21 protein-coding genes, 1 tRNA gene and 1 riboswitch are annotated in these 22,548 nt (G+C 56.0%); of the genes, 10 read left to right on the forward strand and 12 right to left on the reverse strand.

Translation table 11 applies throughout. The features are described 5' to 3' along the window. Positions 1-84 precede the first annotated feature (84 nt). The 4 genes from EYR88_RS06990 (at position 85) to EYR88_RS07005 (ending at position 3,819) form a co-directional block, all read left to right on the forward strand. Positions 85-597: a MarR family transcriptional regulator gene (locus EYR88_RS06990; protein WP_022874311.1), complete on the forward strand. Its 513-nt coding sequence runs from the start codon at positions 85-87 to the stop codon at positions 595-597. Continuing rightward, entirely contained in the window at positions 594-1,217 is a 624-nt protein-coding gene (locus EYR88_RS06995) for a LysE family transporter (protein WP_022874312.1), read from the forward strand. Before EYR88_RS06990 ends, EYR88_RS06995 begins: the two co-directional genes overlap by 4 nt. A 90-nt stretch (positions 1,218-1,307) precedes the next feature. Then, positions 1,308-1,817 (forward strand): low molecular weight protein-tyrosine-phosphatase, encoded by a 510-nt coding sequence (locus EYR88_RS07000; protein WP_060702393.1) that lies wholly within the window; start codon positions 1,308-1,310, stop codon positions 1,815-1,817. Further along, positions 1,804-3,819: a chorismate-binding protein gene (locus EYR88_RS07005; RefSeq protein ID WP_131088944.1), complete on the forward strand. Its 2,016-nt coding sequence runs from the start codon at positions 1,804-1,806 to the stop codon at positions 3,817-3,819. The genes EYR88_RS07000 and EYR88_RS07005 overlap by 14 nt, the downstream gene beginning before the upstream one ends. On the opposite strand, the gene cls is transcribed toward EYR88_RS07005, so the two are convergent. Then, complete coding sequence (cls, locus tag EYR88_RS07010; protein ID WP_207306470.1) at positions 3,806-5,278, reverse strand: cardiolipin synthase; 1,473 nt, start codon at positions 5,276-5,278, stop codon at positions 3,806-3,808. The two genes, EYR88_RS07005 and cls, sit on opposite strands and share 14 nt — an antisense overlap. 192 nt (positions 5,279-5,470) lie before the next feature. Here cls and EYR88_RS07015 point away from each other — a divergent pair, with 192 nt between their 5' ends. Then, on the forward strand, positions 5,471-6,346 hold the full coding sequence (locus EYR88_RS07015; RefSeq protein WP_131088945.1) for an aminodeoxychorismate lyase: 876 nt from the start codon (positions 5,471-5,473) through the stop codon (positions 6,344-6,346). Here the strand turns inward: EYR88_RS07015 and EYR88_RS07020 are convergent. Both EYR88_RS07020 and EYR88_RS07025 read right to left on the reverse strand, forming a co-directional pair. After that, positions 6,343-8,670: an ATP-binding cassette domain-containing protein gene (locus EYR88_RS07020; RefSeq protein ID WP_131088946.1), complete on the reverse strand. Its 2,328-nt coding sequence runs from the start codon at positions 8,668-8,670 to the stop codon at positions 6,343-6,345. The two genes, EYR88_RS07015 and EYR88_RS07020, sit on opposite strands and share 4 nt — an antisense overlap. Beyond that, positions 8,667-9,287 (reverse strand): ECF transporter S component, encoded by a 621-nt coding sequence (locus EYR88_RS07025; protein ID WP_131088947.1) that lies wholly within the window; start codon positions 9,285-9,287, stop codon positions 8,667-8,669. Before EYR88_RS07025 ends, EYR88_RS07020 begins: the two co-directional genes overlap by 4 nt. A gap of 65 nt (positions 9,288-9,352) precedes the next feature. Continuing rightward, positions 9,353-9,477, reverse strand: a riboswitch (TPP riboswitch). A 74-nt stretch (positions 9,478-9,551) separates the two neighbouring features. Here EYR88_RS07025 and EYR88_RS07030 point away from each other — a divergent pair. Next, positions 9,552-9,803 carry a DUF4235 domain-containing protein gene (locus EYR88_RS07030; protein WP_131088948.1) on the forward strand — a complete coding sequence of 84 codons (252 nt, stop codon included), beginning with the start codon at positions 9,552-9,554 and terminating at the stop codon, positions 9,801-9,803. An 88-nt stretch (positions 9,804-9,891) separates the two neighbouring features. Here the strand turns inward: EYR88_RS07030 and mnhG are convergent, their stop codons facing one another. Genes mnhG through EYR88_RS07060 form a run of 6 tightly spaced genes read right to left on the reverse strand, consistent with a single transcriptional unit; the run spans position 9,892 to position 16,214 of the window. After that, on the reverse strand, positions 9,892-10,293 hold the full coding sequence (mnhG, locus tag EYR88_RS07035) for a monovalent cation/H(+) antiporter subunit G (RefSeq protein WP_131088949.1): 402 nt from the start codon (positions 10,291-10,293) through the stop codon (positions 9,892-9,894). Continuing rightward, positions 10,293-10,559, reverse strand: a complete 267-nt coding sequence (locus EYR88_RS07040) for a monovalent cation/H+ antiporter complex subunit F (protein WP_131088950.1) — start codon at positions 10,557-10,559, stop codon at positions 10,293-10,295. Before EYR88_RS07040 ends, mnhG begins: the two co-directional genes overlap by 1 nt. Continuing rightward, positions 10,556-11,188: a Na+/H+ antiporter subunit E gene (locus EYR88_RS07045; RefSeq protein ID WP_131088951.1), complete on the reverse strand. Its 633-nt coding sequence runs from the start codon at positions 11,186-11,188 to the stop codon at positions 10,556-10,558. The genes EYR88_RS07040 and EYR88_RS07045 overlap by 4 nt, the downstream gene beginning before the upstream one ends. 12 nt (positions 11,189-11,200) lie before the next feature. Further along, positions 11,201-12,802: a Na+/H+ antiporter subunit D gene (locus EYR88_RS07050; RefSeq protein ID WP_131088952.1), complete on the reverse strand. Its 1,602-nt coding sequence runs from the start codon at positions 12,800-12,802 to the stop codon at positions 11,201-11,203. Next, positions 12,799-13,248 carry a Na(+)/H(+) antiporter subunit C gene (locus EYR88_RS07055; protein WP_131088953.1) on the reverse strand — a complete coding sequence of 150 codons (450 nt, stop codon included), beginning with the start codon at positions 13,246-13,248 and terminating at the stop codon, positions 12,799-12,801. Before EYR88_RS07055 ends, EYR88_RS07050 begins: the two co-directional genes overlap by 4 nt. After that, a complete protein-coding gene (locus EYR88_RS07060; RefSeq protein WP_131088954.1) occupies positions 13,245-16,214 on the reverse strand; it encodes a Na+/H+ antiporter subunit A in 2,970 nt (989 codons plus the stop codon). The genes EYR88_RS07055 and EYR88_RS07060 overlap by 4 nt, the downstream gene beginning before the upstream one ends. Before the next feature lie 225 nt (positions 16,215-16,439). Between EYR88_RS07060 and EYR88_RS07065 the strand changes: the two genes are divergently transcribed. Next, positions 16,440-17,762, forward strand: a complete 1,323-nt coding sequence (locus EYR88_RS07065) for an MFS transporter (RefSeq protein WP_131088955.1) — start codon at positions 16,440-16,442, stop codon at positions 17,760-17,762. Between the two features lie 62 nt (positions 17,763-17,824). Here EYR88_RS07065 and dcd read toward each other — a convergent pair whose 3' ends face one another. Next, positions 17,825-18,406, reverse strand: a complete 582-nt coding sequence (gene dcd, locus EYR88_RS07070; RefSeq protein WP_131088956.1) for a dCTP deaminase — start codon at positions 18,404-18,406, stop codon at positions 17,825-17,827. A gap of 195 nt (positions 18,407-18,601) precedes the next feature. Between dcd and EYR88_RS07075 the strand changes: the two genes are divergently transcribed. Further along, positions 18,602-19,471, forward strand: a complete 870-nt coding sequence (locus EYR88_RS07075; protein ID WP_131088957.1) for a M15 family metallopeptidase — start codon at positions 18,602-18,604, stop codon at positions 19,469-19,471. Between the two features lie 23 nt (positions 19,472-19,494). Here EYR88_RS07075 and EYR88_RS07080 read toward each other — a convergent pair whose 3' ends face one another. Then, complete coding sequence (locus tag EYR88_RS07080; protein ID WP_131088958.1) at positions 19,495-19,836, reverse strand: hypothetical protein; 342 nt, start codon at positions 19,834-19,836, stop codon at positions 19,495-19,497. Between the two features lie 183 nt (positions 19,837-20,019). Beyond that, complete coding sequence (locus EYR88_RS07085) at positions 20,020-21,726, reverse strand: fumarate hydratase (protein ID WP_131088959.1); 1,707 nt, start codon at positions 21,724-21,726, stop codon at positions 20,020-20,022. A gap of 111 nt (positions 21,727-21,837) precedes the next feature. Here EYR88_RS07085 and EYR88_RS07090 point away from each other — a divergent pair, with 111 nt between their 5' ends. Next, positions 21,838-22,329 (forward strand): SseB family protein, encoded by a 492-nt coding sequence (locus tag EYR88_RS07090; RefSeq protein ID WP_131088960.1) that lies wholly within the window; start codon positions 21,838-21,840, stop codon positions 22,327-22,329. A gap of 96 nt (positions 22,330-22,425) precedes the next feature. Then, a tRNA-Gly gene (locus EYR88_RS07095) sits at positions 22,426-22,496 on the forward strand. Positions 22,497-22,548 lie beyond the last annotated feature (52 nt).

Consider the following 22,548-nt stretch of genomic DNA (forward strand, 5'->3'; position numbering starts at 1 on the left):
ATGTGAATCCAACATTACCCTAGATAGTTCCACCATCGAACTATTTTTTCTGGACACGGGCCAAAACGGTTTAGGATTGCGGCTATGACTGCAAGCGACTACCAGCAGCTGGTGGTGCTCCTACAGGAATTCAGCCAGGCAACCGACCGCTATGTTGAATCCACGGGAGCGCAATTCGGCACCCACCGAACGGACATGAACGCCCTGTCCATCATCATGAAGTACCAGCAACGCGGAGCACTGCCGTCCCCCAAGGACCTGAGCCATGAACTGCAATTGAGTTCCCCCGCCACCACTGCGATGCTGGACCGCCTCGCACGCCTGGGCATGATTGAACGGTTGCGCTCCGACCAGGATCGACGAGTCATCCGGATCTCTCCAACCGACAAGGCCCGGCTCAAGGGACGCCAAATGTTCATGCCGCTGGGCATGAAAATGATGGAAGTCATCGGCACCTACAACGACCAAGAACTCCAGATCGTTACCCGCTTCATGAACGATGCCATCGCCGGGGTCGACGCTGCCCGTCAAGAAGCCGTAACGCAAAGTCCCGCGAATCCCTCGAACCCGCCAGCGGGCACTAGCATTAACCGGTGACTCTTTCACTGTGGTTTTCCCTGCTCAGCGCCTGCATCATCATCAGCTTCACTCCCGGTGCTGGCGCCATCAACACCATGAACAATTCGATGCGCCAAGGCTGGCGTGCCTCCATCTGGGGCATCCTCGGACAGCAAATCGCCTTGCTCATCCATGTAGTGATTGTCGCCGCCGGCGTTGGAATCCTGGTAGCCAATAGCCCAGCGCTCTTTGCCATCATCCGATATGCCGGAGCGGCCTACCTGGTGTATCTGGGAATCCGAATGCTGCTGTCCAAACCGGAAGTGGCCTCCGATGGAACCACCTCGGGGCGGCAGCTGACCCGACGCGTGATGCTCAACCGCGGGATCCTGGTCAACTTGCTCAATCCCAAGGCCATCGTGTTCTTCTTGGCTTTCACCCCGCAATTCATCAACGCAGATCAACCGCTGCTGGGTCAATACGCGTTGTACATCGGAACGGTCATCGCCGTGGACATCCTGGTGATGTACTTCTTCTTTGCCGGAACCGCACGCACTTTCCAGCGCTTCACCGCCACCTACCGCGGCGCAAAGATGCTGAACATCCTCTTCGGGGTCCTGTTCATCCTTGTCGCTCTTCTGCTGCTGTTCCTGCACTAGCGGCATCAACCCTGAAACGTTACCGATTTATGCCCGACTTTCGGGCGCGTAGCTATCGCACCAGAGCGCTTGTGCCCATAGACTGATGCCATGTTCCGGATAATGATCGTGTGCACGGGGAATATCTGCCGTTCGCCTATGGCCGAGTACATGCTCAAAGACGCCTTGGTTAATGCCGATGTCAACGAAGTTCAAGTGCTCTCGCGGGCCATCACCGACGGCGAAGTCGGCAACCCCATCGACGAGCGCGCCGCCAGCATCCTGCACAGCCATGGACTGGACGCCTCAGAACATGTCGCTGCCCAAATCGACGCCGATGAATTGGCCGATATGGACCTCGTCCTGGCCATGGACACCGACCACTTCGAAGAACTGGTACCAGAGTTGGCGGAGCTCGACCCGTCGCAACGACCTCAGCTGCGCATGTTCCGCTCCTTTGATCCGCAGGCCGCCAGCTCGCCGCATGACCGCCAGGGCGTTTACGACCCCTGGTATGGCGATGCCGGCGACTTCCGTGAAACCTGGAAACTTATTTCTGCTTCCCTGCCAGCCCTTGTAGATTACGTGCGGAGTAATATCGCTTCTCGTGGAAACCGCTAGACCAACTTTCATTGCCATTGATGGACGCTCCGGTTCAGGCAAAAGCACCTTCGCATCATCACTAGCGCAGCACCTTTCAGAGTTCTCTTCTGTAAATATCCTGCGCCTTGAAGACCTCTACCATGGGTGGCACGGCCTCGCCGATGCCCGGCGGATGTACAACGACCTACTACCCGCCTTAGCCGCAGGAGAAACAGTCACCTACTCCACCTGGGATTGGGCAAACGATCGCCTTGGAGAGCACCACGAGTTCACGGCCGCCGACATTCTCATCATTGAAGGCGTCGGAGCACTCAACGACCAAGCCCGCGAAATCATAAACTTCGGCATCTGGCTTGCAGCACCGGAAGATTTTCGCCGCGAACGCGCTTTAGCCCGGGACGGTCAAACCTACCGCCCGTACTGGTCTACGTGGGCAGAGCAAGAATCTGTTTATCTTCAGACTCACTCACCTGCTGATCATGCGCTGCTGTTCATTGATACTTCCGAAGTTGCTGATCCGCTCAACTCGCTTTTGGGCGCCAGCCATTTCTTGCCCGAAGCGATCAAGGAACTTTTTGGCGGTACGGCTCAGGGCTCCAACCTGCCTACATTGCGCCAAAGTTATCAGGCACCAGTTGATGTGGCTGCACTTTTTGAACAGCTCACAGCCCAGTTACCCCACGCTGCTCTTTTGGAATCCACCAGCCAGCACCTTGATGATCCGCTGGGGCGCAACCGCTATTCCATCCTCGCTTTTGCAACCAGTGCTCAACCGCCAATCCTCGGGGCCAACGAATCAGGAGCCTACATCACCGTGGGCGGGGCGCGCCTTCAACTCGGTCAAAATTTCTTTGACTCACTAGGCTCCCTCTGGCCCTCAAAAAACCAGTTGCACACCGACTACCCACTGCCACTATGGGTGGGCTACCTCGGCTATGAGCTCAAGCGCGAAGTCGCAGCCTCAAATATCAGCGCAGAAATCTCTCCGGGACAAACGCGTCCCGACGCGCAATTTTTCGCTCCGGACACCATCATGGTCATTGATCATCTGAGCTCCCAGATGCATTTACACAGTGCCAGCAAACCTTCCGCGCAGCTGTCCATCCTTCTTGGCAATCCACCGCAAGATCGCCGGAGCAAAACACTACCGATACCTGAATTTGTATGTGCTGACACCGCAGCCGGTTACCAAACCAAAATCCTCGCTGCGCAACACGAAATCTATGAGGGCAACACTTACGAAGTCTGCCTGACCACCGAGTTGACCGCCGTTGCCCAAGACTTTGATCCGTTCGAAGCCTATTGCAGGATGCGCCTTAGCAGCCCGGCGCCCTTTGCTCACTACTTGAAGTTAGCTGACCTTGAAGTCGCAAGTATCTCTCCAGAACGTTTTTTGGCTCTGTCTAACGATGGGCAGCTACGTGCTGAACCCATCAAGGGCACACGACCACGCGGCGTCACCGAAGTCTCAGACCTGGCACTCAAACATGATCTAGCAACGCATCCAAAAGACCGCGCAGAAAACATCATGATTGTTGATCTTCTGCGCAATGATCTCTCACATTACGCAGTGCCCGGATCCGTCAAGGTGACACGGTTGTGCTCTGTGGAAAGCTACGCAACGGTGCATCAAATGGTCTCCACCATCGACGCCACCCTGAGTCAGCCAGAACTGGCGGCTGGGGCCTTGCGCGAAGCCTTCCCACCGGGATCAATGACCGGTGCCCCAAAGCTGTCCACGATGAACATCCTTGATGAGCTCGAAGAGCACCGTGCCCGCGGCCTGTACTCCGGGGCGGTGGGCTATTTCGGAGCCGACGGTGCTGCCGACTTCTCCGTAGTTATCCGCACACTGGTTTGTGACCGTTTGCCTGATGCGTCGTGGCGATTATCTTTGGGGCTGGGCGGAGCAATTACCGCAGACTCAGTTCCACAAGAAGAGTGGGAAGAGGTCATCACCAAATCCCGTGGTGTCCTTCAAGCCCTCGGCGCCAGCTTCCCGCAGCCTACTGCAACGTAGCGGTGAGGCGGGCTACGTTGTCTATCCAGCGCTGCATTCGTGGACGACGGCGCCACTGCCCCAAAGTGATTTCCGTAGAAATCTCGCGGTAGTGATTCTGTACTTCGTTGACCGCGTTGACCATCTCCTTGCCCAAGAGCATCACGGAAATTTCCATGTTCAGGCTGAAGGAACGCATATCCATATTTGAGGATCCGACGACCGCCACTTCGTCATCAACAGTGAAGCACTTGGTGTGCAGAACCATCGGCGCTGGGTAGCAGTGAATACGTACACCAGCTTCGAGAAGTTGCTGGTAGTAGGACTGCTGCGCGTGGTGAACCAGGAACTGGTCGCCTTCTTCACAGACAAAAAGTTCAACTTCTACCCCGCGCTGGGCTGCAGTAGTAATTGCGTAGAGCATGGAATCATCTGGCACAAAGTACGGGCTGGTGATTTCCAAGCGCTCGGAGGCCGAGTAGATCAGCGTATTAAACAGGCGTAGGTTATTTTCCTTGCCGAAGCCCGGACCGCTTGGAAGTAGCTGCGCCAAGGTTGACCCGGGACGTTCTTCGTAGGCCAACGGGTGCCTGGCCTCGTTCATGTCCATCAGGACTTCTTGGTCGTTTTCTTCCTGCCACCAGTCAATAGCAAAGGTCACGTCCAAGCTGCGAACCAAAGGACCTTCAACGCGCAGCATCATTTCGACCCACTCGCGTCCGACCTTATGCGAAGACTTACGCTTGTAACCCGGTTCAATCAGGTTCTGGCTCCCGGTGAAACCGACCTCGCCATCAATGACCAAAATCTTGCGGTGGTTACGCAAGTCTGGGCGGCGCCAGCGCCGACCAATCAAGTCAATGGGAAGCATGGGACGCCAGTTGATCCCTGACTTTTTTAGACGTTTTTTCAACTCGCCATAGCCCTTAACTCGCAAGGTACCTAGGTGGTCAAAGAGCAGGCGCACGTGCACACCACGTTGTGCCGCGCGTTCTAGTGCTTCAAGGACTGGGCCAACATATTCTTCGTCGTCGCCCATGATGTAGAACTGAATGTGGATGTAGCGTGTTGCTTTGTCGATTTCATGACGCATCGACTCCATCGAGTAACGGTAGTCAGAAATAACCTCAACACTGTTGCCACCTTCTAGGGGCATAGCACCTAAGTTACGGTTCAGGCTGACCGCAGATTCAACCCACTCTTCTTGGGAGTGAAATTCTTCAGGCAACTCCATGTGCTTGGTGGCGTCAATGATTTGCTCGTGGGCACGCTGCTGCTTTTCTAACCGACTACGCGAGAGCCGCGGGTTAGCAAAAAGCCAGTAGGCCAAAAGTCCAACCACCGGAAGGAAGAAGATTCCCAAGAGCCAAGCCATCGCCGTGGTGGGGCGTCGGTTGCCCGGAACGATACCGATCATGAAGTAACGGACCACCAATTCGATGGCTACAAGGATGCTCCACAGCACGCTACCGATCTGCATAAGTACTTCATTACTCGGTAACACTGCTGGTACACCCCTTCGTTACGCACGATGATCGTCGCGATTTCCGGCTCTGATCTGCGTAATACAGCTCAAATTCCTCCGCTTAGCTTATCTAAGATTCACTAAGAAGTCTGAACATCCGTGAGCTCAAAGGTCACACATGGGCTATGGGTTCGATAATCTGTAGGTATGAGTTCTCTAGTATTCTTGGATCCGGCCTATCCGGCAGGCTACTTGGCCGATATTTCCGCACCACAACTTCCAGTCACCGTGCAGGGAGTCACCCGTGGAGACGGCATCTTCGAATCGATGCTCTACACCAACCAAGCGGTTCGCAAATTTGAAGCGCACCTTGCTCGTCTGGCCAGCTCGGCTGAACTATCAGACCTGATCATTCCCGATGCACGCACCTGGTATGCCGCAGTTGATACGGCCGTGGCTGACTTTGACGCCACCGGCGGCGCAGAGGAAGCTGTGGTCAAACTGATCGCAGCTCGTGGTGAGCATGATGAAGATCCAGCAATCTGTTGGGTGACTGTCACTCCTGCCCCGACCCTAGGCAAAGAGCAGCGCGAATCAGGAGTCGACGTACTCTTGCTTGATCGTGGCTACGATTCCAAGCTTGCCGAACGTGCACCATGGTTGATGATGGGCGCGAAGACCCTGTCCTACTCGATCAACATGGCAGCCCTACGTTATGCACGCAAGCACGGCGCCCATGAGGTTATTTTCACTTCGGCCGACGGTATCGTGCTGGAAGCTCCCACCTCAACGGTGTTGGTTGCCCAGCGCGATGGTGAGACCAAGCGTCTGCTGACCCCCATGCTAGAAACGGGTATCCTGCCGGGCACCACACAGAGTGCAATCTTTGATGCGGCTGCTCAAGACGGTTGGGAACTGGGTTACGGCCCGTTGCGTCCAGAAGATCTCTACCAGGCTGATGGTGTCTGGTTGGTTTCCTCGATCCGTCTGCTCACTCCGGTGCGCACCTTGGATGCCAAGCCATTGCGTCTAGACGCTGAGCTCCATGAAGAACTCAGCGCCCTCAGCGACGCAATTCGCTAACTCCACACAAGGTTGTAGGTGCCGGCCCACAGGGCCGCACCTACAGCTGCAGCACCCAGGACGATGCCGGCGATAAGTACCGCGGCGTCGGTCCGGGTGAAGGTGGCCGTGCGGATCCAGGTCCGTTTGGCCGTACCAAAGCCTTTAGCTTCCATGGTGGTTGCCAAACGACCGGCACGGCGAATGGCCTGAACCAGCAAGGCCAGGCTCTGACCAAGTTTCGCGCCAATCCGCTCAGCGAGGGTGCCGAAGTTTCCGACACCACGAGCCCGACGGGCCAAGGTCAACGTCGTAAATTCCTCAATCATCAGTCCCAGCAATCGCATTCCGGCTAATGCGCCGAGCACAAAACGATGCGGGACCTTAAGCTGTTGAGACAGTGCCCCGCCCAGATCACTCGGGTTGGTGGTGGCCAACAACAAGATGCATGGAATCGCCAAGGCGAAGGCCCGCAGCCCGGTGGCAATACCGCCCTGCAGCGAACCCTCGGTAATACTGAACAGTCCAAGCTGCGCATAGACTGCGCCACTATCTTGGCCAACCAGTGCAATACCCCACGCAGCAAAAAGCCCTGCCAGTAGCAGCGGCCACGCCCGTTTGAGGAACTTCAGCGGACTGAGACCGGCCAGTGGGAACAACACAACGCTGGCAACAACGATCACCAAAGCCGAGACTGCATCCAATGTACTGATCAAAGGCAACGTTGCGGTAGCCACGGCGCCCAGCTTGGCTAACGGGTTGATCTTAGCTAGCCAGCTATCGCCCACCGGAGCATCCAGTACCGGTCCCTTAGGCTTGGCCACGTCGCCGCTTGGCAGTGCAGCTAGATGAATCTGCTCAGCCTGCAAGACGCTGGCCAAATGTTCATCGTGAGTCACCGCAATGATCGCGGTGTCCTGCTCCAACTGAGCAACCAGCAGCTGCGCTAATTCACGCCACGTATTGGCATCCTGTCCGAAGGTTGGTTCATCAAGGATCAACACGTCTGGAGAAGCGGCTAACACGGTGCCTACGGATAGCCGACGTTTCTCTCCTCCGGAGAGCGTGAATGGGTTTGCGTCAGCAAGATGTTCCAGACCCAAGCGCACCAGCAGTGACTGCACTAACTGCTCAACTTGTTCCGGCTCGTATTTCAGTTCTCGCCCGCCAATGGCTTTGGCTCTTAACGGAGCAAAAGCTAGTTCTTCACGGACGGTTTGCGCCACAAATTGGTGCTCAGGTTCTTGGAACACTGAACCGATCCGACCAATCAGCGCACCAGCTTTCCAGCTAAACGGTGAGCTGCCAAGACCATTGGCTAGCTGCTCGCTTGCATCAAGCTGTCCTGCGACAGGAGCGAGCAAGCCACCAACGGTGAGTGCCAAGGTGGATTTACCTGCACCGTTTTCACCACGGATGACCGTTGCGGTGCCTGCGCGGACTTGTAGGGTAACCGGGCGGGTGCGCGGTGCTTGCTCAGCTCGGGCGCACACCAAGTCTTTGGCCTCCAGCAAGGTTCCTCCCGGCTGGAGTGTCACTTGTTGGATTTGTGGCAGGTAGCCGGGAACCCACAGACCGGCCGAAGCGAGTTCAGCGCGAAGCTGCTGATCCTCCATGAGCTGTTGCGGGCTCAGATCATGGGCTACTCCGCCACCTGGCTCAAGGACGATGATGCGGTCCATGTGCTGGGCCCAGACTTCCAACCGGTGTTCAACTACCAGCACGGTGGCCCCGCTGAGCTGTGCCGCATTAAGCACGGCATCGCGCAAGGGACCGATCCCCTCTGGGTCCACGTTGGCGGTCGGCTCATCAAGGAGCATCAATCCTGGCTGCATGGCCAAGATCCCGGCCAGAGCCAGTCGCTGTTTCTGTCCTCCGGATAGTTCTTGGGTCCGGTGGTCAAAGGAGAGCATGCCTAGACCTACAGCGTCCAATACTTCTGGGATGCGCTCACGGATCACCTCGGGATCTACAGCAAGATTCTCCGCACCGAAGGCGACATCATCAGCTACCCGGCTCTGCACCACTTGGGTCTCCGGGTCTTGCTGCATCAGCCCAACCGGGCGTTGGCGAGCAAAGGCATCTGCCCCGTCAATGAGTAGCTCCCCACGCATTTGCTGCGACTCGTCGACTTCCAACAACCCCGCCAGAGCATGTAGCAAGGTCGACTTTCCCGCACCGGAAGGACCAACAAGAAGTACTTTCTGGCCGGCCTGAATATTAAGGTCTAAATCGGAAACGGCGGGAGTTGTTCTTTCGGCATGCTGCCAGCTAAAACCACGCGCAGAAATCTCGGCGCCCCGCCGAGTTTGAGCGTCAGCGCCACGGTTAGCCAGCGAACTCATTTGGCGGCCAGTTTCCCGGACTCGAGGTGAGCACGGCGGCTAGCCAGTGCGCTCAGTGCACCGGTCTTAGCCAATCCACGGGTGGCCAGCCAAGACAGCAGACCAGCGATAATCAGTCCAGAGACGCCGGTGATCAGCACGTGCAAGATCTTTAGTGATGAGGTGTATTCCACGTAGTACGCCAGGATGTAGGCTTCGGAAATACCGGCGAAGATGCCGGTGAAAAAACCTGCAATGAGCGCAACGCTCAGGTTCCACTTGCGGTAGCGGAAGATGGCAAAGACCAATTCAGCACCAAGGCCCTGGACCAGCCCGGAAACGATGACGCTCAGACCGTAGTGAGATCCCAGCAATGCCTCGATAATGGCTGCCAGTAATTCGCAGAACACTGCTGCACCTGGTTTGCGGATGATCAGGGCACCGAGTACCGCTGGGAAGAGCCATACGCCAGTCAGCAGTGCAGCGGCAGGTGGGAAGGCAACAAAAGCTAGCGAGAACAGCGGCATGCCTGCGCTCCAAGCCCAGAAGATCACTCCTGAGGCTACGGCGATTACTGAGGCTACGACGATGTCGACAACGCGCCAGCTGGTTCGCTGTTTTGCTGCTACTTGGTTCATGGGTGGTCCTCCTATATTTAGGAGGGGAGATGTACGGACTGATGGCATAGTGCTACACCCGTCCGCATCCGAGATGCTCGACTTCCTTCGCCGGTACTAGCCGGAGCAGGTTCGAGGGTCTGCGATCTATCGCACTCTCAGCGTCTTGGCGACTTCTTTTTTGAAGTCTGACGCTCCCCTGTCGGAAAAATTACTGCTCCCCCACCTTACCGCAGGTATGCTGGGCAGAGGAAAGATAAGTTACGACGTTGAAGCGAGGGCAATATGAACACAGTACAGAAACTTGCCACCACCGGAATTTCGATTGGCGCCGGTTTGCTCGGCAGCAAGCTAGTTGATCAGCTGTGGAAGGGCGTCACCGGAAATAAGGCTCCCCGCAAGGGTAGCGAAGAAGCTGCTGAGGCTTCATTCCGTCAGGCGCTCGGATTCGCGATCTTCTCATCGATTGTCGCAGCGACCATCCAGGTCTTGGCAGACCGTGGCACCAACAAGGTTGTCGCACGGTTCAGCAAGTAGCTAATGCTCAAGGAACGGCCCACCAATGGTGGGCCGTTCCTTTTTGTTTTGTTCAGTTTTACACTGCTCAGTTTTTCACTGCTCAGTTTTACTTTGAGTCCTTCGACTCTTCGCTGGAGACTTCAACAGACGCGGTGGCCGGTGCGTCAGATACCGTGTCCACTACTTGCCTCAGTTCATCGGCGTAGAGAGATTGTTTGGCAGCGTGCTTGGTTCGGTAACCAGCGCGCCCAATCATATGTGCGGATACGGGAGCGGTCAGTAGCTGCATCCCCCAAGCCAGGAACAATACTGGAACCACACTCCAGCTACGCAAGTGAATTGCTAGCGCGGTGAAGATCAGCAGAAAGCCAAGTACTTGCGGTTTGGTGGCGGCGTGCATCCGAGTGAGCATGTCGGGGAATGAAAGCAGACCGATACCGGCAATCAGCGACATGAGGCAGCCGGTGATCAGTAGGACGGCGACAAGAATATCGAGGAACAATTCCATTAGGCGTTCCTCTGATCCGAGACGTACCGCGACACCGTAACCGAGCCAATGAAGCCCAAGGTGCACGCAACAACGACAAACAACAGGTAGTCGGTGTGGCGGTTGAAGACCATTTCCAAGCACAACGCCACGGAAATGATCAGCAGCATCACGTCCAAGGCTAAGACTCGGTCAAGAATCGAGGGGCCCTTGGCAACGCGGATCAAGCACGCAACGGTGGCTAGACCCAGCATGATGCCGCAAATCCACATCACGATTGTCATCATTTTTTGCCTCCTACTCGACCAAGAATTGGACCGCATTCGTGCTTGATTGCTTCAAATTCATCGTGGCTACCCATCGCCATGATCACTCGACGTTCAATGTCGCGCACCGCTTCGCGGGCCCGTTCCATGTCGGATCTCGATTCGATGTTGATGTAGTGCAAGTACAGCGTTGATGAGCGCCGGTCAACGTCGATAACAAATGATCCAGGAATCAGCGTCAGTACATGTCCCACCGCGGTGACAATCAAATCCGAGTCGGTACGCAACTCCACGGCGATCACTCCACTGCGGGTTTTCTTTCCCCGGAAGATCGCCAGTCGTGCCACTTGGAAACTTGCCACAAATACTTGACCGATGAACCAGATAAACAGTTCAAAGCAGTACCAGACGTTCACACGGCCCGAAAGGACCACCGGCGGTAGCGGGAAGAGCGTGACAATTATCAGCGCAACGATGACACCGAAGATCAGATTCGCCGGCGAGAAGTCTTGCCAGAGGGCTGCCCAGACAAAGATCAGCAACGCCAGCAGCGGCCATTCCTGTTTGAGTGTTGCCCGGTGACGGACACCAGAAGTATCAAGCGCATCATGGATACGCTGATCTCTGTGCTTCAGGTTTTTAGTCGACATCGTCCCCTCTAATCACAATGGCAAGATCGCACTGATATATGGTTCGCGAGCAATGAGCTCAGCTGCGACCCGTTCACAGAACTCGAAGATTGGTCCAGCAAATACGGTCAACGCAATGCCGGCTACAACGAGTGACGCGGTGGAATAGCGCATTCCCCACGGCAAAGAATCGGCTTCAAGCTCCTTGGCCAGTTTCAGACCCAATGCCGGATTTTGCGCTCCACCAGCAGCAGTCTCAATAGCTACTGAGGCGGCCTGTTCCACTAGTTCTTGGTTTGGAACTTCAGCATCGGTAGCGCGTCGCCAGAACACACGGGCCCAAACACGGATGATGGCCAGCAGCGTCAGCAAGCTAGTGAGCAGACCAGCGCCAACAACAATCCAGGTCAATGGGTCAGCATCCTGTACTGCGGCGTGCAGCAATCCGAACTTCCCCAGGAATCCGGAGAACGGTGGGATGCCGCCCAAGTTGATCGCGGGGATAAAGAAGAGCAGCGACAGCGCCGGGGAAAGTTTGGCTAGCGAGCCGAGCTTGGTGACATTCGAGCTACCTGCACGACGTTCAATCAGGCCGGCCACCATGAACAACGAGGTCTGCACAATAATGTGGTGACCTACGTAGTAGATGGTTGCCGCGATGGCTAGTGGGGTGCCGATAGCAACACCAAAGATCAGGTAACCGATGTGGCTGGTCAGCGTGAAGGACAGCATACGTTTGATGTCCGTCTGGGCCAATGCACCAAGAATACCGACCACCATGGTCAGCGCTGCGGCCACCATCAGTCCGGCGCGTACTTCGCCTCCGGGGAACAGTAAGGTTTCGGTACGCACGATGGCATACACGCCCACCTTGGTCAGCAACCCTGCGAACACGGCGGTCACCGGTGCCGGAGCGGTTGGGTAGGAGTCGGGAAGCCACAAGGACAGCGGGAACACCGCGGCCTTGATGCCGAAGGCAATCAACAGCAATACATGCAAGATCAGCTGCGGGCCTTGATCCAACTGTGGCAGCTTCACCGCGAGGTCCGCCATATTCACCGTTCCGGTGGCGGCGTAGATCATGGCGATGGCCATCAAGAAGACCACCGAGGAAACCACCGAAACCACCACGTAAGTAGTACCGGCGCGAATGCGTTCAGCTGTGGCACCCAAGGTGAGCAGCACGTAGCTGGCGGTGAGCAGGATTTCGAATCCGACATAGAGGTTGAAGAGGTCCGCTGCCAGGAAGGCGTTAGACACACCGGCCAGTAGAATCAGGTAGGCCGGGTGGAATACCGAGACTGGTCCGGGTTCATCCCCGTCGGCTAGACCCTGACTGGTAGCGAAGAACAACACTGCCAGTGACACCAAGGTGGAAATCAGCAACATAAAGGAGCTGAAGCCATCAACCATCAGTGCGATGCCGAAGGGTGACTCCCAGCCACCGATGTGGATGGCATAACTTTCCCCGCCCCAGACGGCTGCCACCATGCCTGCTTCCAAAAGCAAGGTCAGGCACAGGATGCCGATGGTGATCAGTCGTTGGGTGCGCACCTGGCGGCGGGCCAGGAACGCGGCACCGGCGCCAATGATCGGAAGGACTACGGCCAGGGGTGCTAGATCTAGAAAATTCACTCTTCCCCCTCACGTACTGGTCGGCCTTCTTCGTCAACGAATTCGGTCGTATCCTCTGCCACCGGCGAGTCTTCCTCTTCGTCGTAGGCGGTCTTCTGCGACACCTTAATATCTTCGGTGTCATCGGCCAGCTCATCGGCACTGGTCAGCGTCCACGACCGATAGATCATGGCGAGCAAGAATGCTGTCACCGCGAAGGTGATGACGATTGCCGTCAAGATTAATGCTTGCGGCAGTGGGTCTGAATATTCTTCGGCTGCAATTTCGGGTTTGAACAGCGGGGCAATGCCTCGCCGGCCACCGGTGGTCAGGATCAGCAGGTTGATGCCGTTGCCCAAAAGCATGATGCCTAACAACACACGGGTCAGGGTTCGTTCAAGTACTAGGTAGAAACCGCAGGCAAGCAGCACACCGGTAATCACGAGAAAGGTGATGTTCACGCTCATCGGCCAACTCCTGTCTGTGAGGCTTGTACAAAGTCATGGCGGTCCACCGGGCTACGTCCTTCGGAGAGTGAATCAATTTCGCTACCCAGTGAACGCAGCACGTCCTGTACCAGTCCCAAAACCACCAGATACACGCCGATATCGAAGATCGTAGAAGTAACAAACTTCTGATCTCCAAAGAACCAGAACTCCACGGCATACATGGTGAAAATTTCGTCGCCCAGCAACAGCGGAACAATTCCGGCCAGTCCAGCTAGTGCAATACCGCCACCGATAAGCAAGCCTGGGGCAATCCTGAGTGACTCAGAGAGTTCAATGCGACCGCCGGCTAGGTAACGGATGGTCAAGGCAAGGCCTGCGATCAGACCGCCGGCAAAACCGCCACCGGGAGTGTTATGTCCGGTGAGCAGCGTGTAGACCGAGAGGATCAGCACCGAGTGGAACATCAGCCGGGTGACCACTTCAAAAATAATTGACCGGCGTTCGGCCACGAGGGTACTTCCGGCCATCAGCCAGTCTTGATTGCCGCTGGTGGCAAAGCGTCGGGCGATGCGCAGTTCCACATCTTTGGATTCCTTATTGCCCATGGCTTCGGAACCCGAATCGATGCTGCCCGGTTCCACCTCGTGTGCACGAACCCGTGAGCCGAAGCTACGGCCGGCGAAGATCAATGAAGCGACGCCGGTTGCAGCCGCCGCGAGGACGGTGATTTCTCCGAAAGTATCCCAGACACGCATGTCAACCAGGGCGACGTTGACAATATTTTTTCCGTAACCCTCGTGGTAAGCCAGCTCTGGCCATTCAAGTGAAATTCGGGTTTGGTCACGGGCGCCCATCATGGCGATGGCAATGTAGATCACCATGACGGCCAAGGCGATTGCCAGCAGTGCGCGTCCCCATTTGATCTTGGCAACTCCACCCCACAGTCGCTTTGGCAAGGCACGCAGAGCCAAAACGAAGGAGACCAAAATGATGGTTTCTACCAACAGTTGGGTCAGCGCCAAGTCGGGTGCCCCCTGCAAGGCAAAGATCGCGACCATGCCGTAGCCGGTGACCGAAACCATCAGCACTGCCATGAAACGCTTTGGCGCAATCACGGACACCACGGCGCCTGCAATAATCAGCGCACCGATGAGCAGCTGGGCAGGGTGGTCAGCAATAACCCAGAGATCGGGCCAAGGAGTCGAGACTGTCAGGGCAATCCCCAGCGGAACTACTAAGACGACGCCAAGAATCACGCCGAGGTAGAAGGACAACGAACCACGTTGGGTGCGACCGGTAATCCAAATGGCAACCATGTCCAGCCCGTTGAGTGACATGCGGTAGATATCTTCGGCGGAGATGATCATGCGCCTCGGAGCAGCACCGGTATCTGTTCGGCGGCGAATCCAGTAGAAGGCAAGACCCAGGCTGATGGAAATTGCGCTGAGTCCCAAGGCTGGGTTCAGTCCAGCAAATGCCAACAGGTGCATTTTGCCTGGTCCACCCTGCGCTGCTGACCAGTGGATCATCAAAGGCTCAACCAGCTGTGGGTACAGGCCAAGGGCCAGCGTCATGGCTGAGAGCAGGAGCAATGGTGCGAGGAAGATCAGTGTTGGGGCCTTGCAGGTCAGGTACGGCACCGAATGCTTTTTCACCCCGAACGCGCCGAAGAAGAAGCGAAGAGAATAACCCATGGTCAAACCAGCGCCGAGCACCAAGCCGATCAAAGCAACGATGCCCCAGCCGTGTTCTAAGTGCAGCGCGGATTCGTAAATTGCTTCCTTGGCCACAAAGCCAAAGGTCAACGGCACGCCCGCCATGGATGCTGCAGCGATTCCGGCGGTAACACTCAGAATCGGCATGGCCCGGCGCAGTCCGCTGAGCTTTCGAATATCACGAGTACCGGTGTTGTGGTCAATGATGCCCACGCTGAGGAACAAGGTCGCTTTGAATAGGCCGTGGGCCAAGGTCATTGCCAGTGCGGCGAAGGCGGCTTCCGGTGTTCCAAAACCGAAAATGGCAATGATGAAGCCCAGCTGCGAGACCGTACCAAAAGCAAGAATCAGTTTAAGGTCATGCTGTTTAAGCGCACGGAAGCCACCAATGAGCATGGTCAGCACACCGATGCCCACGGTCATTGGTACCCAGAGGTTTGTTTCGGAGAATCCCGGGGCCAAGCGCGCGATCAAATAAACGCCGGCTTTAACCATGGCGGCGGCGTGCAAGTAGGCGGACACCGGTGTTGGTGCGGCCATGGCGCCGGGCAGCCAGAAGTGGAAAGGAACCAATGCGGATTTGGAGATGGCACCAACAATGATCAAGGCTATGGCTACGTCCGTGTAGGCACCAAGTGAAACGAGGCGATCTGCGGAAGCCAAGATCTCGGAGAGCTGGTAGCTGCCAGCTTCGGAGCCGATCATCAAGATACCGGCCAGCATGATCAAACCACCCAAGGTGGTGACGATCAGTGCAGTCATTGCCGAACGGCGGGCTGAGATCAAGGCTTGGTTGAAGCCGATGAGCAGATAGGAAAGAACGCTGGTGATTTCCCAGAAGATAAACATGATGATGACGTCGTCGGCCGTGACCAAGCCGGTCATCGCTCCGGCGAAGGCAACCATCTTCGCAGCGAATCCACCAATTTGTGGGTCATCGTTTTTGAAGTAGCGTGCACAGTAGAACAACACCAGTGCGCCCACGCCAAGAATCAGCAGCAGGATGGTGGCGGATAAGGAGTCCATCCGGAAGTTCAACCCGATGTTGAGTCCGGAGATCCACTCAATTTTCAGTGAAGGCGGCGCATTAGGTGCACCGTTGGCCAGAGAGTTATCTGCGGCAAGTACAACAGGTAGCTGAGTCAGCAACCAAATAAATCCCACTGCAGGGACAGCGGCCACCACATAGAAGGCGTTTCGTTTAAGTACCCGGAACAAGAGCGGGCACAAAAGGGCGGTCACAAACAGCGCAGTGAGAATTACTAGCACTTGTCTCCTCTGTCGACTGTTGGTTGGGCAGAGTGCATTGACCACAAAAATAGTCCGCAGTAGTAATTTTATCAGCCGGTTTCCGCGAGCCTTCGCGCAATCTGTCTTTAGAGGAATATTTTCGCCAGTTTCCGCGATCAGCTGATTTTGAGCTTTTGCACAGGATTATCAAGATTTCGATTTTTGGTTCACTCGCTGTTCCGTTCTTGCGGGTACGATTCGAGCATGTCAATCATTCGACCAGATTCGCCCCCAGCCAGTGATAAGTGGCTGAACAAGTACACCTGGGCTTGGGCTAGCTGGGACTGGGGTCAGGCAGCGATCAACGCGGTGATGATCACCTTCGTTTTTACCGTCTACTTGACCAGTGAGCTCTTCGGCGACAAGGACCATGCTTCGCTGGTGTTGTCTCAAGCGCTGACGGTCGGCGGTTTGGCCATCGCATTGCTGGTGCCAGTCACCGGAATGCGCGCCGATGCGGCAGGACGACGAAAACTGTGGATTGTGGTCAATACGCTGATCCTTGTTGTTATCTGCGCGGCCTGTTTCTTTGTCTATCCAGACCCCAAGTTTCTTTGGTTAGGCGCCATCCTGATTGCACTGATGTCAGTGGTCAGCGAGTTTGCCGGAGTGAACTACAACGCCGTACTCAACCAGATTTCAACCAAGGCCACCGTCGGCAAGGTCTCCGGATTCGGTTGGGGCATGGGCTATGTTGGTGGCATTCTTGCTCTAGCTCTGGTGCTTTTCGGATTTGTGGACCCTATAGTTCAGTGGCCAGGTGCCAGTACCGACGGATCACTGAATCTTCGATTGATCGCCATCTTCTCTGCCGCTTGGTGCCTCGTGTTTGCGCTGCCACTGTTTTTCATCATTCCCGAGGCACCGGCAGCCACTTCAGCGAAGATCCCACTGAAGGATTCTTACAAGGTCTTGTTAACAACGATCAAGAACTTGTGGAGCAGTGACCGCAACTTACTGTTCTTCCTTTGCTCCTCAGCCGTCTTCCGTGACGGTCTCGCCGCCATCTTCACCTTCGGTGGCGTCATCGCGGCGGGCACCTTTGGCTTCAGCACCTCAGAAGTAATCATCTTCGCCATTGTTGGCAACCTCGTTGCCGCGGCCGGTGCGGTGTTGGGCGGTCGACTCGATGACGTGCTCGGGCCAAAGATGGTCATCTGCGGTTCCCTCATCGGGTTGCTCATCGCCGGTGCAGGAGTATTCCTCTCCCCCAGCGCCAGCGGCTTCTGGATCTTCGGATTGCTGCTGTGCTTGTTTGTGGGTCCTGCTCAGGCGGCCTCACGTTCTTACCTGGCAAGGCTAATTCCAGCAGGCCGCGAAGGAGAACTCTTTGGCCTCTACGCCACGACGGGTCGGGCGGTTTCCTTCTTAGCCCCGGCACTGTTTGGCCTGTCTATTGCCATAGCTACTCCCCTAGTAGCTGCCGGCGGCGCCCAGCGCTATGGCATCTTGGGAATTCTAGTGGTGCTTGCCCTGGGCCTGCTGCTTCTGTTGCCTATCCGTGCACCGCGCAAGGTCAAGGATTAATCAGCCGTGGAATGATCCACCAAACACAATGAGGATCGGCTCAAGGGCGATCCTCATTGTGTTTAGCTTTCGATGTTTGTGCGGTGGAAGTTCAGGTGGCTGCGTGATGCCGTTGGTCCGCGCTGTCCCTGGTAACGGTTTCCGTAGGGTCCGGAACCGTAAGGGTGCTCGGTGGCGGAGGTCAGCTTGAAGAAGCAGAGCTGGCCAATCTTTGAACCTGGCCAGAGCTTGATCGGCAGGGTAGCCATGTTGGAGAGTTCCAGCGTCACGTGTCCGGAGAAGCCCGGATCAATGAAGCCTGCAGTGGAGTGGGTGAGCAGTCCAAGGCGGCCCAGTGAGCTCTTGCCTTCAAGACGTGCCGCAATTGAGTGTCCGAGGGTCACCACTTCATAGGTGGAGCCAAGCACAAACTCACCGGGGTGCAAGATAAACGGCTCGTCCGGGGCAACCTCGACCAGGCGGGTCAGTTCATCTTGTTCCGTTGAAGGATCAATATGCGCGTACTTGTGGTTGTCGAATAACCGGAAGAACCGGTCAATTCGAACGTCCACGGATGCGGGCTGGACCATGTTCGAGTCAAAGGGCTCAAGGCCAATCTCACCGGACGCTATTTCTCTGCGAATGTCACCATCTGAATACAACACGTGAACAAACTTATCGCGTGAAGTGCCATTGGATGAACTCTGCGGGCAAATAAGTACATTTTTCAGTCGTCTAAGTCGTCTCTGCTTCACTAATGAGGTGATGTACTTCCCCTCGCCTAGAGAAGAAATCGGGCTATCGTTGTAGAGGGGACTTGTTTTCCCACTCATCGCTTCATCTCAAAGGGTTCCTTCATCATGCGTCTCGCCTCTGCAGTGACAAGCACCGTGCTTGCCTCGACTCTGCTGTTCTCAGCAATTCCTGCTGCCCAGGCCGCGCCCGATAAGGATCTGCCCGCGATCGAAAGCTCGCAGCTTACGGACGCATCAAGCATGCTCGCGTTGATCAATCCCACCACCAAGCTTTCACCGGAGAACTACACACCCTCAAAGCTCGTGAATGTTGCCGGGACTGGAATGCAGTTGAGATCCGAAGCGGCTAAGGCCGTGGAGCAACTCATTACGGATGCTCGCGCGGCCGGCCATTCCATCCATCTGCTGAGTGCCTACCGATCCTATGAACGGCAAGCAGCGCTATTTAATCAGTACCAAACCAAATATGGGACCGCTTATGCCGAGCGTATTTCGGCACGTCCTGGCACCAGCGAACACCAGCTCGGGTTGGCGGCGGACCTTGGTTACACCAACAGCCAGGCTGAACTAAAAAGTGCCTTCGGGCAAACTCCTGCAGGTATCTGGATTGCCAAACATGCGGTGGAGTACGGGCTGATCATCCGGTACCCGGATGGCAAGGAAGAGATCACCGGCTACAAGTACGAGCCATGGCATGTTCGCTACACCGGTAAGGAGCACGCCAAGGCATTGGCACAATCAGGGGCTGAAACCTTTGAAGAGTACTTCACGATGCTTGGCGAGGCATCAGCGTCCAAGAAGGTCAAAGCAACCGCGGTTGCCGAAGATGAAGAGCAAGACAGCTCAGCACCTACCGATACTGACTCTTCAGAAGAATCAAAGAAGTCCGGTTACGGCGTGATGAAAGACGATGACCTTCTCGTTTTGCGTTTCCTACCGCCGTACCGCGATTGGGGTTTTGGCTTCAGCGAATAGTCGCTGCGCCTGAAAATTCTCGGCTAGAAGAAGCTCGCTACGCCCAAAAAGAGCAGTGACGGGACCAACGAAGCGACCAACGCTATGGCCCAATGCAAGATTTTTCCGCTGTTCTTCTGACATGCTCCGGTGCGTTTCCTTCGCGAAATCAGGTTCACATTGGAAAAGATCCAGATGATGGTTCCGATGGCCAACGGTGGGCCAAGCATCGTTTGAAGCGGGAAAATCGAGCTCTCTTGCAGAAGGTCGCGAACTGAACGACCCCAAGAACTGATCGGGTTACCAACCACCACTACGCACAGCATCCAGTAGTAAATAATTCCGGGGATACCAAGGAGCAGATTCACGACTGTTAGTCGTCTCAAAGCTTTCCCCTTCATCCCGATGATGTGCCTCGGGGTCTGCGAGGCTTCATGAATTCTACCGAATTCACGCTCACGCCTAGTGCTCTTTGCCTAGAATTGCGCCTGTGCATCGCCTAGGAGTTGCAAAAAGACCGCCAACAGATCATTTTCTGTTGACGGTCTCTTTGACTGGTGCTGCGAAAACTACTTAGCGCGTACCGGGATTCCGGTGAAGGTTGGCTTCAAGGTCTCGGCAAAGAAATCTTCGCCCTTGTCGTCAACGACGATGAACGCTGGGAATTCCTCAACGTCGATCTTCCAGATTGCTTCCATGCCGAGCTCCTCGTATTCGAGAATTTCGACCTTCTTGATGCAATCCTGCGCCAAACGTGCTGCTGGTCCACCAATGGATCCAAGGTAGAAACCACCGTGGTTGTTGCACGCATCGGTGACCTGCTTGGAACGGTTGCCCTTTGCCAGCATGACCATCGAGCCGCCGGCTGCTTGGAACTGATCCACGTAGGAGTCCATGCGCCCTGCGGTGGTCGGGCCGAAGGAGCCCGAAGCCATGCCTTCTGGAGTCTTGGCAGGACCTGCGTAGTAGACCGGGTGGTCCTTGAGGTACTGCGGCATTTCTTCGCCAGCGTCCAGACGTTCCTTGATCTTGGCGTGCGCGATATCGCGAGCAACCACCAACGGACCGGTCAGCGATAGACGAGTCTTGACCGGGTACTTGGTCAGTTCAGCCAGGATCTCAGCCATTGGCTTGTTCAGGTCAATCTTTACCACCGAGTTGCCACCGGTGCCCGAGACGCCATCGGTCTCATCGTCGTGAGCGGCAATCGCTGGGTGGTTCTCATCTGGCATGAAGCGGGCTGGATCGGTTTCCAGCTGCTCAACAAAGAGACCTTCTTCGGTAACCTTGGCCAGCATCTGGCGGTCAGCCGAGCAAGATACTGCGATGGCTACCGGCATGGAGGCACCATGGCGTGGCAAGCGAACGATGCGCACGTCGTGGCAGAAGTACTTGCCGCCGAACTGGGCACCGATGCCGAAGTGACGGGTCAGCTCTAGGACCTTTTCTTCCAGCTCGGTATCGCGGAACCCGCGACCGGTCATCGCGCCTTCCGTTGGCAGGGAATCCAAGTACTTGGCCGAACCGTACTTAGCGGTCTTCAGCGCCATCTCGGCCGAAGTTCCACCGATAACAATGGACAGGTGGTACGGAGGGCAAGCCGCGGTGCCCAGCGAACGCAGCTTCTCATCGAGGAACTTCAACATGGAGTTCTCGTTGAGGATGGCCTTGGTCTCCTGGTACAGGAAGGACTTGTTAGCAGATCCACCGCCCTTGGCCATGAACAAGAACTTGTAGCTGGTGTCAGCCCCGTCCTTGGTATTGGCGTACAGGTCGATCTGTGCTGGCAGGTTGTTGCCAGTGGACTTCTCTTCCCAAGTGGTCAGCGGGGCCAGCTGCGAGTAACGCAGGTTCAGTCGGGTGTAGGCGTTGTAAATGCCACGCGAGAGCGAGATTTCATCCTGCTCTTCGGTGAGCACACGCTGGCCGCGCTTACCCATAACGATTGCGGTACCGGTGTCCTGGCACATCGGCAGGATGCCGCCGGCAGCAATGTTGGCGTTCTTCAGCAAATCCAGTGCAACGAACTTATCGTTCGGGCTAGCTTCCTCATCGTCGAGGATGTTTCGCAGCTGCTGCAGGTGGGCTGGGCGAAGGTAGTGCGAGATGTCGTGCAGTGCGGTTTCAGCCAACTGCTCTAGTGCCTCGGGGGCGACCTTCAGGAATTTCTTCCCATCCGGACCGGCGACGACCTCGACGCCTTCGGAGGAAATCTTGCGGTATGGGGTTGTATCTTCGCCAATTGGCAGAAGATCCTCATAACGGAATTCAGGCATGCTCTGTCCTTGATTCAATCGTGGATGCTCATCTGCCATTTTATGCCTCTTGCCCCAAATTCCCGCATTCGCCGTTTGCACCGCAGGCTTTATCGCGACATGCTGTAGTACATGAGCACCGAGAACACCCCAGCTGCGCACGACGGGCAGGATCCAGCACAGGCCCCGCACGCGATCATCGAAACACCAATGGACCAGCACCGGGCCAAGCCTAAAACGCACTTCGAAATGATGTTGCAGGCTGGCCTGAACAAGCCTGAACTCTCCGGTTCAGTCATTGCTGCCTTTATGCGTGCCGAGGTGTACTTCCTCTCCCGTGAAGAGGTCACCGAAGAGAACAAAAACGCTCAGCCAATGCTGCTGACCAACCCCACCGGTGAAGCCGTGGTGGCTCTCTTTACTTCTTTGGAACGTATTCCATCTACCTACATCGACCAGGCACCGTTTGGTGTGAAGGTTCAGGGCGCCACCGTGGTGCGCGCACTGGATAACACTGGCTTTGTGGTCAACCCAGGCGATGAACTGAGCTTTGAAGTTCCAGCAGATGGCGTGGCCATTTTGCAGCAGCAGATGCTGAATCAAAAAAGCGAAGATCAAGCGTAATTTTTCCCACGGTTAATCGTGCGATGTAACGTCCCGTCGAATTCGTGAGATATGCTGATTGATGCCCGAGCCGTCATTAGGCCGCTCGGTGCACCTGCGGGCGTAGCTCAATGGTAGAGCGCTAGCTTCCCAAGCTCGATACGCGGGTTCGATTCCCGTCGCCCGCTCGCACTCACGTCGGGGTACCACCAGGTGCCCCGACGTTTTAGTTTCATTTGG

The sequence above is a fragment of the Arthrobacter sp. S41 genome (genome assembly GCF_004320535.1).
GTDB lineage: Bacteria > Actinomycetota > Actinomycetes > Actinomycetales > Micrococcaceae > Glutamicibacter.

Bases quoted from the DNA above. Each gene is read 5' to 3' on its own strand.
- cls (WP_207306470.1), bottom strand. From the start codon at position 5,278: ATGCAGATCGGTAGCGTGCTGTGGAGCATCCTTGTAGCCATCGAATTG.
- EYR88_RS07025 (WP_131088947.1), bottom strand. From the start codon at position 9,287: ATGAACCAAGTAGCAGCAAAACAGCGAACCAGCTGGCGCGTTGTCGAC.
- EYR88_RS07055 (WP_131088953.1), bottom strand. From the start codon at position 13,248: ATGAGCGTGAACATCACCTTTCTCGTGATTACCGGTGTGCTGCTTGCC.
- EYR88_RS07030 (WP_131088948.1), top strand. From the start codon at position 9,552: ATGAACACAGTACAGAAACTTGCCACCACCGGAATTTCGATTGGCGCC.
- EYR88_RS07015 (WP_131088945.1), top strand. From the start codon at position 5,471: ATGAGTTCTCTAGTATTCTTGGATCCGGCCTATCCGGCAGGCTACTTG.
- EYR88_RS07000 (WP_060702393.1), top strand. From the start codon at position 1,308: ATGTTCCGGATAATGATCGTGTGCACGGGGAATATCTGCCGTTCGCCT.
- EYR88_RS07020 (WP_131088946.1), bottom strand. From the start codon at position 8,670: ATGAGTTCGCTGGCTAACCGTGGCGCTGACGCTCAAACTCGGCGGGGC.
- EYR88_RS07075 (WP_131088957.1), top strand. From the start codon at position 18,602: ATGCGTCTCGCCTCTGCAGTGACAAGCACCGTGCTTGCCTCGACTCTG.
- EYR88_RS07040 (WP_131088950.1), bottom strand. From the start codon at position 10,559: ATGATGACAATCGTGATGTGGATTTGCGGCATCATGCTGGGTCTAGCC.
- EYR88_RS07045 (WP_131088951.1), bottom strand. From the start codon at position 11,188: ATGTCGACTAAAAACCTGAAGCACAGAGATCAGCGTATCCATGATGCG.
- EYR88_RS07090 (WP_131088960.1), top strand. From the start codon at position 21,838: ATGAGCACCGAGAACACCCCAGCTGCGCACGACGGGCAGGATCCAGCA.
- EYR88_RS06990 (WP_022874311.1), top strand. From the start codon at position 85: ATGACTGCAAGCGACTACCAGCAGCTGGTGGTGCTCCTACAGGAATTC.
- EYR88_RS07085 (WP_131088959.1), bottom strand. From the start codon at position 21,726: ATGCCTGAATTCCGTTATGAGGATCTTCTGCCAATTGGCGAAGATACA.
- mnhG (WP_131088949.1), bottom strand. From the start codon at position 10,293: ATGGAATTGTTCCTCGATATTCTTGTCGCCGTCCTACTGATCACCGGC.
- EYR88_RS07065 (WP_131088955.1), top strand. From the start codon at position 16,440: ATGTCAATCATTCGACCAGATTCGCCCCCAGCCAGTGATAAGTGGCTG.